Source organism: Amycolatopsis sp. CFH S0740, from assembly GCF_004522315.1.
Classification (GTDB): domain Bacteria; phylum Actinomycetota; class Actinomycetes; order Mycobacteriales; family Pseudonocardiaceae; genus Amycolatopsis; species Amycolatopsis nivea.
Genome location: NZ_SDLS01000034.1, coordinates 1 through 13,432, shown reverse-complemented (window position 1 = coordinate 13,432; position 13,432 = coordinate 1). Strand labels below are relative to the sequence as shown.

At 70.3% G+C, this 13,432-nt stretch carries 13 protein-coding genes; 7 read left to right on the top strand and 6 right to left on the bottom strand.

From position 1 onward, the window contains the following. Positions 1-143: 143 nt before the first annotated feature. Positions 144-1,070, bottom strand: coding sequence for a LysR family transcriptional regulator (locus EIZ45_RS38210; protein ID WP_037814293.1), 927 nt, complete (start codon positions 1,068-1,070; stop codon positions 144-146). A 120-nt stretch (positions 1,071-1,190) separates the two neighbouring features. Here EIZ45_RS38210 and EIZ45_RS38205 point away from each other — a divergent pair, with 120 nt between their 5' ends. Further along, complete coding sequence (locus EIZ45_RS38205) at positions 1,191-2,390, top strand: Glu/Leu/Phe/Val dehydrogenase dimerization domain-containing protein (protein WP_134668405.1); 1,200 nt, start codon at positions 1,191-1,193, stop codon at positions 2,388-2,390. Positions 2,391-2,805: 415 nt separating this feature from the next. Here the strand turns inward: EIZ45_RS38205 and pip are convergent, their stop codons facing one another. Genes pip through EIZ45_RS38185 form a run of 4 tightly spaced genes read right to left on the bottom strand, consistent with a single transcriptional unit; the run spans position 2,806 to position 5,695 of the window. Further along, complete coding sequence (pip, locus tag EIZ45_RS38200; RefSeq protein ID WP_043838032.1) at positions 2,806-3,753, bottom strand: prolyl aminopeptidase; 948 nt, start codon at positions 3,751-3,753, stop codon at positions 2,806-2,808. Positions 3,754-3,765: 12 nt separating this feature from the next. Further along, positions 3,766-4,494, bottom strand: coding sequence for an ESX secretion-associated protein EspG (locus tag EIZ45_RS38195; RefSeq protein ID WP_107051067.1), 729 nt, complete (start codon positions 4,492-4,494; stop codon positions 3,766-3,768). A 24-nt stretch (positions 4,495-4,518) separates the two neighbouring features. Next, positions 4,519-5,304: a WXG100 family type VII secretion target gene (locus EIZ45_RS38190; protein WP_134668403.1), complete on the bottom strand. Its 786-nt coding sequence runs from the start codon at positions 5,302-5,304 to the stop codon at positions 4,519-4,521. A gap of 34 nt (positions 5,305-5,338) precedes the next feature. Then, positions 5,339-5,695, bottom strand: a complete 357-nt coding sequence (locus tag EIZ45_RS38185) for a hypothetical protein (protein WP_240690898.1) — start codon at positions 5,693-5,695, stop codon at positions 5,339-5,341. Positions 5,696-5,840: 145 nt separating this feature from the next. On the opposite strand from EIZ45_RS38185, the gene EIZ45_RS38180 reads away from it, so the two are divergent. The 6 genes from EIZ45_RS38180 (at position 5,841) to EIZ45_RS38150 (ending at position 12,056) form a co-directional block, all read left to right on the top strand. Beyond that, positions 5,841-6,428, top strand: a complete 588-nt coding sequence (locus tag EIZ45_RS38180; protein ID WP_037814298.1) for a TetR/AcrR family transcriptional regulator — start codon at positions 5,841-5,843, stop codon at positions 6,426-6,428. Positions 6,429-6,447: 19 nt separating this feature from the next. Next, positions 6,448-7,014 (top strand): TIGR03086 family metal-binding protein, encoded by a 567-nt coding sequence (locus EIZ45_RS38175; protein ID WP_134668400.1) that lies wholly within the window; start codon positions 6,448-6,450, stop codon positions 7,012-7,014. Between the two features lie 971 nt (positions 7,015-7,985). Then, positions 7,986-9,311: a hemolysin family protein gene (locus tag EIZ45_RS38165; protein WP_037814301.1), complete on the top strand. Its 1,326-nt coding sequence runs from the start codon at positions 7,986-7,988 to the stop codon at positions 9,309-9,311. Continuing rightward, positions 9,308-10,351, top strand: coding sequence for a hemolysin family protein (locus EIZ45_RS38160; RefSeq protein ID WP_037814302.1), 1,044 nt, complete (start codon positions 9,308-9,310; stop codon positions 10,349-10,351). The genes EIZ45_RS38165 and EIZ45_RS38160 overlap by 4 nt, the downstream gene beginning before the upstream one ends. Next, the gene (locus EIZ45_RS38155; protein ID WP_134668398.1) at positions 10,348-11,280 is read left to right on the top strand and encodes a 3-methyladenine DNA glycosylase; all 933 of its coding nucleotides are present in this window, start codon (positions 10,348-10,350) and stop codon (positions 11,278-11,280) included. The genes EIZ45_RS38160 and EIZ45_RS38155 overlap by 4 nt, the downstream gene beginning before the upstream one ends. An 89-nt stretch (positions 11,281-11,369) precedes the next feature. Further along, a complete protein-coding gene (locus EIZ45_RS38150; RefSeq protein ID WP_078870511.1) occupies positions 11,370-12,056 on the top strand; it encodes a substrate-binding domain-containing protein in 687 nt (228 codons plus the stop codon). A gap of 437 nt (positions 12,057-12,493) precedes the next feature. Here the strand turns inward: EIZ45_RS38150 and EIZ45_RS38145 are convergent, their stop codons facing one another. After that, positions 12,494-13,282, bottom strand: coding sequence for an aldo/keto reductase (locus EIZ45_RS38145; protein ID WP_037814324.1), 789 nt, complete (start codon positions 13,280-13,282; stop codon positions 12,494-12,496). Between the last annotated feature and the right edge of the window lie 150 nt (positions 13,283-13,432).

Here is a 13,432-nt window from a genome sequence, read left to right as displayed (position 1 = left end):
TCGCGACGCTACACGCGGGGTCCGACAAAAACAGGGCCGAGAAGCGCCGGAGACGATCGACAAGGAACCCGTAATCCTGGTTGACCTGGGAGTTCACCGAATGGATCACCCTGGCGGCACTGCTCCATCCGGGGCACCCGGGCTCACGGCAGAGCGGGCTCGGTCCCCAGTCCCAGCTCCGCCGCCGCTTTCTGCACCGCCGCCACCACCAGGTGCAACGCCGGCCGCCGGATCTCCGTGCGGCGATAAGCGATCGACACCGTCCGCAGCAGCGGCGGGGCCAGTGCGACGACGTCGATCCCCGGCGGGCGCAGCAGCCGCAGGCCCAGATCCGACACCAGGGTGACGCCGAGCCCGGCGCCCACCATCGCCATCGCGGTCGACTGCTCCTCGACCTCGTGATTGATTTTCGGCTGGAAACCGTGCCGCTGGCAGGCAATCCGGATCGCGCGGCCGAAATGGGACTTAGGGCTCGCCAGGATCCACGGGTGCTCCGCGAGCGCGTCGAGCGGCACCGTGGCCGACTGCAGCGCGCCCGCCGGGACCGCCGCGTGCAGCCGTTCCACCGCCACGACCGCGCGCTCCAGCCCGTCGCTCCACTCCATCGGGGCATCCGAGTAGTCGATGACGAACGACAGGTCCAGCGAGCCGTCCCGGACCGCGTCCGCGGTCGCCTCCGGGGCCAGTTCCTTCGTCCGCACTTGGATTCCCGGGTAGTCCGCGGCCAGCGCGGTGAGCGCGGTCGGCAGCAAACCGGACGCTACGGACGCCCAGACGCCCGCGGTGAGCCGCGCGGACATCGAGCCCTGTGCTTCCTCCAGCGCGAGCGTCGCGCGCTCGACCGAACCCAGGATCTCCTCGGCGTGCTCGGTGAGCAGGATGCCGAGTTCGGTCAGCTGGACCCGGCGGCCGAGCCGTTCGAACAGCTTCGCGCCGACGTCGCGTTCCAGCTGTGCGAGTTGCTGCGACACCGCCGAAGCGGTGTAATGCAACGCCGCCGCGGCCGCGGTGACCGTCCCCCTGCGGTGCAGCTCGCGGAGCATCCTCAAGCGGTGCAACGAAAGCTCCATGTACGAACCCTAAACAACTTCGTCCAGATTCGGTAAATAGACGCGCGCCCCGAAGTGGCAGCACCCTCGGAAGCAGGCGGCGAAGCGCGCTGCCAAGGACTCGAGGAGGTGAGTGGCTCGATGGACCCGCGGATCGCCGAACCGCTGATGAAGCTCACGTGGACCGACCCGGTCACGGGCGCGCACGGCTACCTGGTCGTGCACAGCCTGGTTTCCGGCGTCGCCACGGGCGGCACGCGGATGCGCGCCGGCTGCACGGTCGACGAGGTGGCCGACCTCGCGCGCGGCATGGCGAACAAGACGGCCGCGTTCAACCTCCCGGTCGGCGGCGCGAAGGGCGGCATCGACTTCGACCCCAAGGACCCGCGCGCGACCGGTGTGCTCACCCGGTTCTGCGAGTTCCTGCGTCCCTGGCTGGACTCCAGCTGGGTGACCGCGGAGGACCTGGGGGTGCCGCAGCATCTCATCGACGAGGTTTTCGCGACACTCGGACTGGAGCAGTCGTACCACGCCGCGATCCGCCGGTCGGCCGATCCGGCGCGCACGCTTCGGCGGGTTCAGGCTGGGCTGAACGCGCCGGTTCCCGGCGGGCAGTTGCTCGGGGACGTCATCGGCGGGTACGGGGTGGCGCAGGCTTGTCTCGGGGCGGCCAACACCTGGGGGTGGGCTGTTCCGGAGACGAGTGTCGCCATTCAGGGGATCGGGACGATGGGCGGCGGCGCGGCTTGGTACCTGCACGAGGCGGGGATGAAGGTCGTGGCTGTCGCGGATGCCGCTGGGACGTTGTACGACCCGGAGGGGTTGGACATTCCCGCGTTGCTGGAGTTGCGGGACCGGTTCGGGGAGGTTGACCGGGGGCGGTTGCCGGAAGGGGTCCAGTCGCTGCCGCGGGAGGCAGTGGTGGCCGCTGAGGCGGACATCTTTGTTCCGGCGGCTATTTCTTACGCGTTGCGGGTGGACAACGAGAATCTCGTCAAGGCCAAGGTGGTGGTGGAGGCGGCTAACGCTGCTACTACTCCGGAGGCCGAGGCTGCGTTGTCGGCGCGTGGGGTTGCGGTGATTCCGGACTTTATCGCCAATGCTGGGGCTGCTGCTTGGGCTTGGTGGTTGCTGCTCGGGGAGGTCGGGGCGGATCCGGCGGATTCGTTCTTGCGGTTGCGGACGGAGATGCAGGCCAAAGTGGCGTTGGTGTTGGCGGAGTGGCACTTGGATCGGGTTCCGCCTCGGGTTACTGCATTGCGGCAGGCTGAGGTTGCTCGCGAGGCTCGGAATGCCGAGGCGTCGAGTCCGACGGGAGTGCCTGCGTTGATGATTCCGTAGGGGGTCGGCTCGTCGCCTGGCGGCGACATTGCGCCCCATGGTTGCGTGGGGCACCCCGAAGCTGGATTGTGCTGACGGTCCGAGGGTGCTTGTCAAGGCTGGAAAGATGCCTTGACAAGCACCCTCAGACCGCAGGAGAGCTTCGTATCGGGGTGCGGGGGCGGTGTGGGTGCACCGAACGTTGGGTGCATCGGCGGCGGTTTCGTTCGTGGCGGGGCTAGCGCCCCAAAGTGGCATTGGGTGCATGCGATGCACCCAAAGTGGCATTCGGTGCGTGGGACGCACCCAATGCCGCATTGGGGCACGTTCCGAGCGGACGCGGGGTGGGCGGGGCGAGGGTCGTGAGGGGAACCCTGAGGGAATCAGATTCCCTTAGGGTGGCCCTCACGTACCGAAAAAACCGTGAAGGGGTCCCTCACCGGCGGGTGGCGAATTTGTCGGTGGCTGCGATTAGGGTGTTTTCCATCGAGGGGACTGCCGTCGTGTGGCCTGCGCCGCTTACCAGGATTAGTTCTGCGTCCGGGAGTGCTTGTTCCAGGAGCCAGGGGGTGCCTGCCAGGCTGCTCAGGTCCAGGATGCCTTGTGCCAGTACTGTCGGGATTCCGGCCAGTTTTCCTGCGTTGCGGAGGATTCCGCCGTCTTCCAGGAAGCAGCCTTGGGAGAAGTAGTGGGTGACCGTCCTGGCGAAGGCCAGGCGGAAGCGCGGGTCTTCGAATTTCGGGGAGGGCGGGACGCCGGGGAGCATGGCGGATTCCCAAGCGCACCAACGTTGTGCGGCTGGCTCGTGTACTGCGGGGTCCGGGTCGGTGAGCAGGCGGTAGTAGGCCGCTGACAGGTCGCCGTCTCGTTCGTTTTCCGGAACGCCGTCGCGGAAGCTTGCGTAGGCTTCCGGGAACATTTCTGCGAGGCCGCCGGTCAGCTGGTCGATTTCGATCTGGCGGTCAGTGGCCAGGCCCATCATGACGATTTCCGTCACGCGTTCGGGATGCTGTTCCGCATAGGCCAGGCCCAGTACGCAGCCCCAGGAGCCGCCGAAGAGTTGCCAGCGGTCGATTTTCAAGGTTTCCCGCAGCAATTCCAGATCTGCGATCAGGTGGCTGGTGGTGTTCGCCTTCAGCGCTTCTACAGTGTCGCCCGCGTGCGGGGTGCTGCGACCGGAGCCGCGTTGGTCCAGCAGGACGATTCGGTATTTTGCCGGGTCGAAAAACTGCCGCATGCCTTCGCCGCAGCCGGTTCCCGGGCCGCCGTGGAGGACGGCGACCGGTTTGCCCTCGGGGTTGCCGCAGGTTTCCCAGTACACCCGGTGGCCGTCGCCGACGTCCAGCAGGCCGCTGTCGTACGGTTCGATTTCCGGATAGCGCACCGCAGCGTCCCCTCAGTTCAGGGTGCGCTCCAGAGCCCGCAGCGCACCGCACAGTTCGGCCGGGCCGGCCGGCCCGATCCGGATTTCCGCGTCCGGCCCGGCCCCGACGGTGTAGCTCAGGTACCGGCCCCAGTCCGTGTCCGCGTAGTGCAGGGGTTCTTCCAACCGGACGTACCGGCCGACGTCGTCGCGTCGTCCCGCGTACAGCTCTCCGCTTCCGTGCACCGGACGCTGCACCAGGGTTAGCACGTCCGACAGCACCGGGTCCAACGGAAAAGCGTCCTCGCCGCGCCGGGCGGCTTCGGTCAGGTCCGCGACGCGCACGGTGCGCACGTATCCGCCGCCCGGGCCCACCGCGGGCAATTGCTCCACCAGCGTTTCCAGCACGCGTTCGCGGTCGATCTCCTGGACGCCGACGTGTTCGCCGTCCGACACCGCGAGCACCGCCTGCAGTCCGCTGGCCGCGGCGAGCACGCCGTACGTGCGGTCGCCGGTCGCGACCCAGCCGTAGTACTCGACCACCGGGCGCACGAGCAGCGGCAGCCAGTCCAGGAAGTCCACCGTGGCCCGGCCGCGCGAGTCGACCAAGCCCGCCAGCGCCAGCGCGTCGTCCACCCGCTTGGCGGCTTCGTCGCGTTCGGTTTCCGACAGCCACGCCGGATCCGGCCGCAGCGTCACGTGCAACCGGCCCACCTGCTCGCGTTCGGCCAGCGCCGCGAGCGCTTCGACCGGGACGTCCACCCGTCCCGCCGGATCGGCCACCGGCTACTCCTCCTCGTCGCCGAGAACCGGCTGGGTCGCCGAACCGTCCGCCCCGAACACGCCCTCCGGATCGGACTCGAGGAGGTACTCCGGCCGCCAGTGCAGGCCGTCGCCGGGGCCGCCCGCCGCGACGGGCGCGCCGCCGACCGCCGGACCCGAGCCGCGCTGGGACGGTTCGCTCACCGGAGCGGGCAGCACCGCGGCACCGGGACCGTTCCGGTCGTGGCTCGCGGCGGTCTGCGTGGCCGTACTGTCCGAAGTGGTCCGGCGGACCGCGACGCCGTCGGCGACGATCGGGCCGTATTGCTTCGGCAGCACGCGTTTGGTGTTCGCGGTGACGCCGTGGTACTGCTCCATCACCCGGACGTTGTTCTCGTTCGCGCCGTGGAACCGGTCGATGCTGTCCTGAAAGGACACTGGCGCGGCCGACGCGGGCAGCACCGCCTGCAACGGCCCGGCCCACGGCTGCGGCCGCTCCGGGCGGGGCGGCACGTCGACGACCGCGTGCCGGGAGCTTTCGAAGCTGCTGGCCTGGGTGTCCATCGACGCGCTGGTGAGGTCGAGCGGGTCGACGGACTCCCGGAACCCGGCCTCGACCGGTCCCGCGCCCGCCTTCGCGGCGTCGGCGGAGTCGCCGGTCCACGAGCGCGCCATCCGCTCTTGAAGTTCTTTCACGCTCTGCGCGCGCTCCAGGTAGGCCGCCGAAAGCTCCTGGACCTTCGCCGCGGCGGCACGCAAACCGGACGTGTCGCCGCCGCGGAAGTTGTCGAAGATCTGCTTGCCGTCCACCTGGTTCCCTTCGTGCGCGGCCGGGGCCGTTCGCTTACCGGCCGCGACTGAGGTCGGCGCCGGCCTGGTCCGCCTCGGCCGTCCGGTCCCGCGCGGCGCGCAGCTTGTCGAGGTATCCGGCGGCGTACCGGCGCAGCGCCTCGTTCTGGTCGCGCAGCGTGTGCAGGGAGTCCGCGCCGGCGGCCGCGTACTCCGTGCTCGCCGGGTCCGAGCCGGGGGCGGCGAAGACCGCGAGGATCTCGTCGATCGCGCGGCCGTCGGCGGCGATCTTCGCGAGCTGGTCCTCCCACAACCGGATGACCGCGGTCAGCTCCGCCGCGTCCATGGCGAAACCGCCGCGCGCACGGCCCGACTCGCCGATGACCAAGGCCGCTCCCTTTCCGGTGCTCACGTCGTGATGTGCACAGCGTAGTCAACCGGCCCGGTCGTGTCAGCCGAGAACCCGCCAGTGTGACGGCGCGCATCCGTTCCGCCGTCTCGTCACAGTACGTACGTACGGATTGCGAGAACCCGGTCCTCGATGTCAGGATTTCAGGATGCCACGGGTCAGCCAGGATCACCTCGACGCACGCCGCCGGCAGATCCTCGACGGCTCGCGCGTGTGTTTCGCACGCTACGGCTACGAGGGTGCCACGGTCCGCCGTCTGGAAGAAGCCACCGGATTGTCGCGCGGGGCGATCTTCCACCACTTCCGCGACAAGGAATCGCTCTTCCTCGCCCTCGCCGAGGACGACGCGGTGCGGATGGCCGACGTCGTCGCCGAACAGGGCCTGGTCCAGGTCATGCGCGACCTGCTGGCCGGGAACAGCGAACATCCGGCGGACTGGCTCGGCACCCGGCTGGAGGTGTCGCGGCGGCTGCGCACCGACCCGGAGTTCCGCGGCCGGTGGGCGGAACGCTCGCAGCAGCTGACCGAGGCCACCCGCGACCGTCTCGAATGGCAGCGCAAGGCAGGCAACCTGCGCGACGACGTCGACGTCAGCGTGCTGACCGCGTTCCTGGAACTCGTGCTGGAAGGGCTCGTGTCGCACCTCGCGATGGGGCTTCCGGGCGACGATCTGGGCCCGGTGCTGGACCTCGTCGAAGAGACCGTGCGACGACACCGGCCGGGCGCGCGCAGCTGAATCGTGTTCAATGTGCCCCGTGGATCTCCTCGCCGCCCACGGCAGCGCACTGGACGTGTTCGACGCCGCCGTGCGCGCCGCCGGTCCGGGCGATTGGGCCCGCGGCACGCCGTGCACCGATTGGTCGGTACGCGATCTGGTGAATCATCTGGCCGTCGAACAACTCTGGGTACCCAATCTGCTCGCCGGTGCGACGCTTGACGAGGTCGGCACCCGCTACGACGGAGACGTCCTCGGCGACGACCCACTCTCGGTGTGGGAGAAGGCGTCCGCCGCCGCCCGCGAAGCGTGGCTCTCCCCCGGCGCGCTGCGCCGCACCGTGCACGTCTCGTTCGGGCTGGTGCCCGCCGAGGAGTACGGCTGGCAGATGACGCTCGACCTCGCCGTGCACGGCTGGGACCTCGCCACCGCGCTCGGCCGCCCGAACCCGGTCCCGGACGTCCTCGCCGGGCGGCTGCTCGACGTGCTGCGCCCGATGATCGACGACTGGCAGGGCCTCGGGCTGTTCGACCCGCCAGTCGCGGCCGGCCGCAACGCGGCGGCTCCGGACCGGCTGGTGGCGTTGCTGGGGCGACGGCCGCGCTGAAGCACCACTGTGGACGGACGTGCGGCCGCCGGGTGGGTGGCGTGGTCTCGCTGAGGTCGTGAGGGGGACCCCTCACGGGCATTCCCGCCAGTCGGGCCGCGCCCAGCAGCCAGGCGCAGGCGCGGCGACCAGCGGCAGCAGGCGGCGAGGCGGGCCAGGGGAAACAGGGCAGGCAGCAGCAAGGGCAGAGGCACCGAGCGGCAGGCAGCGGCCGCAGGGCAGGCAACGGCCGCGGGACGGGCAACGGCAACGGGACGGGCAACGGCCGCGAGGCGGGCAACGGCAACGGGACGGGCAACGGCAACGGGACGGGCAACGGCCGCGAGGCGGGCAACGGCAACGGGACGGGCAACGGCAACGGGACGGGCAACGGCCGCGAGGCGGGCAACGGCAACGGGACGGGCAACGGCAACGGGACGGGCAACGGCCGCGAGGCGGGCGACGGCCGCAGGGCGGGCAACGGCAACGGCAACGGGCAGCTTCGCGCACTGCGCCCGCGGGGTTCTCGCCCTGCCGCGGCGGACACGCGCGTTTGGCGAGGTCCGTGAAGGGCTCCTTGAGAGAATCAGATTCCCTCAAGGAGCCCTTCACGGACCGCAGCGGGAGAGAAGCCGTCCGGCGCGTCTCGTCCGCCGGAGTTCCGCATCGCTGGCGAGCGCCGCGCTCACCCTGTTCAGAAACCGCAACGCGGCACGGGGGCTTGGAGCACGTCAGCGGCCCGGGATGCCGCAGGCGGGAGCGCGGTTCCCGCAGCGGCGGGCGGAAAAACGGGCGCCAGGTTCGCGTCCTGCCGCCGCACGGCTGCCCGGACCCGGTACGATTGTCGGCATCGTCGCACTACAAACCCGTTATGCCGAGGAGTGACTTCCATCCGTGCGCGCTGCGCCATCGCCCGGTGACAGTACCGGGCCGGGTCCGCATCGACCCGGCTTTCCGCCCGCCGTCCGTTCCGCCGTCCCGGACGGTGCGCTGTGATCCACGTCCTGCTTTCCGTGCTCGGCGTGCTGCTCTTCCTTCTTCTCACGATCGGCACCGGTCTCGCCGTGGCGGCCGAGTTCTCGCTGACCGCGCTCGAGCGCAGCACGGTCGACGCGGACGTCCGCCAGGTCGGTGACAAGCGTTCGCGCACCGTCCAGAAGGCGCACCGCACGCTGAGCTTCCAGCTCTCCGGCGCGCAGGTCGCGATCACGCTCACCACGCTGATCACCGGTTTCCTCGCCGAACCGCTCATCGGCGACCTGGTCCGCCCGCTGCTCGACGCGACCGGCCTGCCCGCTTCGGCGGCGTCCGGGGTCGCGGTGGCGGTCGCGCTGGTGCTGGCCACGTTCCTGTCGATGATCCTCGGCGAGATGGTGCCGAAGAACATCGCGATCGCGCGGCCGCTGCCGACCGCGCGCGCGGTTTCCGGCTACCACGCCCGGTTCTCGGCGCTGTTCCGCTGGCTCATCACGCTGATGAACAACAGCGCCAACTTCCTCGTCCGCAAATTCGGCATCGAGCCGCAGGAGGAGCTCCGTTCCGCGCGGTCGCCGCAGGAGCTGGGCTCGATCGTCCGCTCCAGCGCGGAAAGCGGGAAGCTCGACACGTCCACCGCGGAGCTGCTGGACCGCTCCCTGCGCTTCGGCGACCGCACCGCGGACGAGCTGATGACCCCGCGCGTGCAGGTCGAATCGCTCACCGTGGACGACACGATCGACGACCTCATCGACATCTCGCGGCGCACCGGGTTCTCGCGGTTCCCCGTCTACACCGAGGATCTCGACGACGTCCAGGGCGCGGTGCACGTCAAGCAGGCGTTCGCCGTCCCGGCCGCGGACCGCGCGACCACGCGGATCCGGTCGGCGATGCGGCCGGTGCCGACGGTGCCGGAATCGCTGCCCGGCGACGATCTGCTGAACCGGCTGCGCGATTCGCGCTACCAGCTGGCGATCGTGGTGGACGAGTACGGCGGCACCGCCGGGCTGGTCACGCTGGAGGACGTGGTCGAGGAGATCATCGGCGACGTCCGCGACGAGCACGACGACCGCGAGGCCCCGGCCGCGCAGCAGCTCGGCGCGGACCGCTGGCTCGTGTCCGGGCAGCTGCGCGCGGACGAGGTCCGCGACATCACCGGGTTCCGGATGCCCGAGGGCGACTACGAAACGATCGCCGGGCTGATCCTGGAGCGGCTCGGCGCGATCCCGGCCGAGGGCGACGCCGTCGAGGTCGACGGCTGGCGGCTCGCGGTCACCAGCATGGACCGGCACCGCGTCGCCGAGGTCCAGGTGCGCCCGGCCGAACGCGAGGTGACCGCGTGAGCGACTGGCTGAACATCGCCCTCGTCGTGGTCCTGCTGCTGGCCAACGCGTTCTTCGTCGGCGCGGAATTCACCCTCATCTCCTCGCGCCGCGACCGGCTGGAAGCGTTGCTGGAACAGGGAAAGACCCGCGCGCAGATCGTGATCAACGCGAGCAAGCACGTCTCGCAGATGCTCGCCGGGGCACAGCTGGGGATCACCATCTGCTCGCTGCTGCTCGGCCGCTTGGGCGAGCCCGCGGTCGCGCACCGGCTGTCCGGGTTCTTCGATCTGCTCGGCCTGCCCGACCAGCTGCTGCACCCGATTTCGTTCGCGATCGCGCTGGCGTTCATCACCATGCTGCACGTGCTGATCGGCGAGATGGTGCCGAAGAACCTCGCGATCGCCGAACCGGAGCGGCTCGCGCTGTGGCTCGTGCCGGTCCACGTGGCGTGGGTGAAGGTGGCGAACCCGGTCATCGCGTTCCTCAACTTCGTCGCGAACTCGCTGCTGCGCCTGATGAAGGTGGAGCCGAAGGACGAGCTGGAGACCGCGTACAGCTCCGACGAACTCGCCGAACTGCTCAGCGAATCGCGCCAGGAAGGGCTGCTCGACCAGTCCGAGCACCGGCGGCTTTCGCAGACGCTGTCGTCGGTCGCCAAGACCGTCGCGGACGTGCTGGTGCCCACCTCGGAGCTCACGACGCTCCCCTGCGGGCCGACGCTCGGCGACGTCGAGCGGGCGGTGTCCACCACCGGGTTCTCGCGCTTCCCGGTGTGCACCGACGACGGTTCGCTCACCGGCTACATCCATGTGAAGGACGTGCTCGACCTCGTCGGCCAGGACCCGGACACGGTGGTGCCGGACGACAAGACGCGGCCGCTCACCGAACTGCGGTCGGACGCGCGGCTCGACGTCGCGCTTTCGGCCATGCGCAAGGAAGGCAGCCACCTCGCGCGGGCACTCGACGCCTCCGGCGCGGCCGTCGGCGTGGTGGCGCTGGAAGACCTCGTCGAGGAGTACGTGGGGACCGTGCGCGACGGCACCCACGTGGCGGCATGAGCGCGGTCGTGCTCGCCGAGGCGGACTGGCAGGCCCGGGAGCGAGCGCACGCCGAGCGGATGCGCGCGTGGACCGGGCCGCACCAGGAACGCCGGGCGCGGGGCGAGAAACACCCCGTGCTGGATTTCCTGTTCACCTACTACTCGCACCGGCCGGGGCATCTCGAACGCTGGCAGCCGGGTCCGGGTGTGGTGCTCGCGGGAGCGTCCGCACGGCGGTTCCTCGAGCGTCCGGCCTACGTCGAGACCGAGGCCGGGGTGATGCTCGACCCGGCGGCGTTCACCGGCCGCCGGGCGCGCACCGCGGAGTTCGTGCTGAAGCTGCTGTCGGCCACCGCTTCGCGAGCGCCGCGGCTGAGCTGCTTCGGGCTGCACGAATGGGCCATGGTCTACCGCGAGCCCGCGGACTCGGTGCGGCACGCGCAGGTCCCGCTGCGGCTCGGCTCGGCCGGGACCGACCGGGTCGTGGAATCGATGGACATCCGGTGCGGGCACTACGACGCGTTCCGGTTCTTCACCGGTCCGGCGCGGCCGCGGAACACGCTGGAGCCGACCCGGGAATCGCAGGTCGCGCTGGAGCAGCCGGGCTGCCTGCACGCGAACATGGATCTTTTCAAGTGGGCTTACAAGCTCGATCCGTTCGTGCCCGCGGAGCTGGTCGGCGACTGTTTCGCGCTCGCCGCGGACGTCCGTGAACTGGACATGCGGGCCAGCCCGTACGATCTAGCGGACTACGGCTACCGGCCGGTGCCGATCGAGACCGCCGAAGGGCGGGCCTCCTACGCCCGCGCCCAGGCCGGATTCGCCGAGCGGGCCGCGCCGCTGCGGGCCCGCCTGATCGGCCTCTGCCGCGACCTTCTCGCCGACCCGGCCCAGCCGCCGGATCCCGTGCCGGAGTCGCCCGGCCGTGGAGCTGACAACTCTGCGTAACGGTATTCACCGCAGGTCGCTGGCCTGATAGAGTGATAACGGTTCGATTGCATAACTGAGCGTGTTGTGCAGGTCACGAAAGGACAACGATGGGGCGTCACAGCCTGCCCGAGGAGCCGGTGCCGCACCCTCTCGACCCGCCGAAGCGGCCCGCCGGCCGCAGCGAGACGACCGGGTCGCACCGGATCGTCGCCAAGAAGGCGCCTCGCAGGCGGATCGCGAAGTGGCCTCTCGTGGCCGTCGGGCTCGTGGTGCTGGCCACGCTCGGCGTGGTCGGCTGGAACTGGGCCGACAGCGTGCTCAACAACCGCGCCGAGGCGCAGGCCGCCAGCTGCAACGGCGGCCGCACCGACGTCCGGATCGTCGTGACCCCGCAGATCGCCAAGCCGGTCGAGACCGCGGCGGCGCGCTGGAACCAGGACCTCACCCAGGTCCACGGCAGCTGCGTGCACGTGGCCGTGCAGAGCAAGCCCGCCTCCGAGGTGCTGAACGCGCTCACCGGCAAATCCTCGCTCGACACGATCGGCGGACTGCCCGACGGCTGGATCCCCGAATCGTCGTACTGGGTGACCCAGCTCTCGAAGTCCAAGCCGGACGTCATCGGCTCCCCCGCGATGCCGATCGGCTCCGGTCCGCCCGCGGACTACCCGTTCGTCGGCCTGTCCGGGAAGACGATCGACGAGGTCCAGCAGCGCGGCACGCAGAGCTTCCGCGCGTTCCTCAAGGAACCGGCCCAGCTGGCCGACTTCGCGGCGGCGGGCATCCGCGCTTCCTGACTCTCTGACCCGCTGGCACCGCCTCCGCCCTCGCCTGGGCTGGGGCGGTGCGGCGTATCTGGGGCAAGCCGCGAGGACATCGCCAGAACCCGCGCAGCAGCCCGGCACCGCAACGACGGGCATGCGCCGCCTGAACCTCGAACGGCAAGCACCGCCTCCGCCCTCGGCTGGGGCGGTGCGGTGTTTCCGGGGCCGCGAGGAAGTCGCCAAAACCCGCACAGCTGACTGCCCCCGCAGCTACGCGCAAGCGCCGTGAGCTGAGGCAGTGCGGCGCATCCCGGGCAGGCCTTGGGCTCCCGAAGCCGCAGCGACCGGCATCCGCGCAGCTGACTGCCGCTGCGACGCGCATGCGCCCCGCGCTGAGGCGGTGCCGCGCATCCGGGGCAGGCCTTGATTCCCGAAGCCGCGGCGGGCATCCGAGCTTCCCGACCAGCCGTTCAGGAGTCGAGTTCTGCCAGGGCCAGCAGGTCGTCCTCGGCGAGTTCGAAGTCGAACACGTCCGCGTTCTCCCGGATCCGCGACGGGGTCGCCGACTTCGGGATCGCGATGATGCCCAGCTGCAGGTGCCAGCGCAGCACCAGCTGGGCGGGCGTCTTCCCGTACTTCGCCGCCAGCGCCGTGATCACCCGGTCGTTCAGGTTCCGGCCGCGGGCCAGCGGGCTCCACGCCTCGGTCGCGATGCCGTGCTCGGCGTGGAACGCGCGCAGCGGGGCCTGCTGCTGCCACGGGTGCAGTTCGACCTGGTTGACCACCGGCACGACGTCGGTCTCGTCGAGCAGGCGGCGCAGGTGGTCGACGCCGAAGTTCGACACGCCGATCGCCCGGACGCGGCCCTCGTTGAGCAGGAGTTCGAGCGCGCGCCAGGTCTCGACGTAGCGGTCCAGCTCCGGTTTCGGCCAGTGGATCAGGTACAGGTCGACCGGGCCGAGGCCGAGGGCTTCGGCGCTGCGGTCGAACGCGCGCAGGGTGTTGTCGTAGCCGTGGTCGGTGTTCCAGACCTTGGTGGTCACGAAGACGTCCTCGCGCGGCAGCCCGGACTCCCGCACCGCCGCGCCGACCTCGGCTTCGTTGCCGTACATGGCGGCGGTGTCGATGCTGCGGTACCCGGCTTCGAACGCCGTCGCGACGACCTTCGCTACCTGATCCGGCCGGACTTGGTACATGCCGAGTCCGAGCTGCGGGATGACGACCGAATTGTTCAGCGTGAGCAGGGGCGGCACAGCCATGCGGCGATCCTCACTGCGGTGTTCTCGGGGACGGGTCTCCTGGGGAACACCGCAGATCTTGCCACTGTCCGGCCGCCGCCGCTCGCGTCCCCCGCCGCGGTCCGCCGCCCGACGTCCGTGAAGACATCCCTGGGTTTTGTTTGTCAAGCG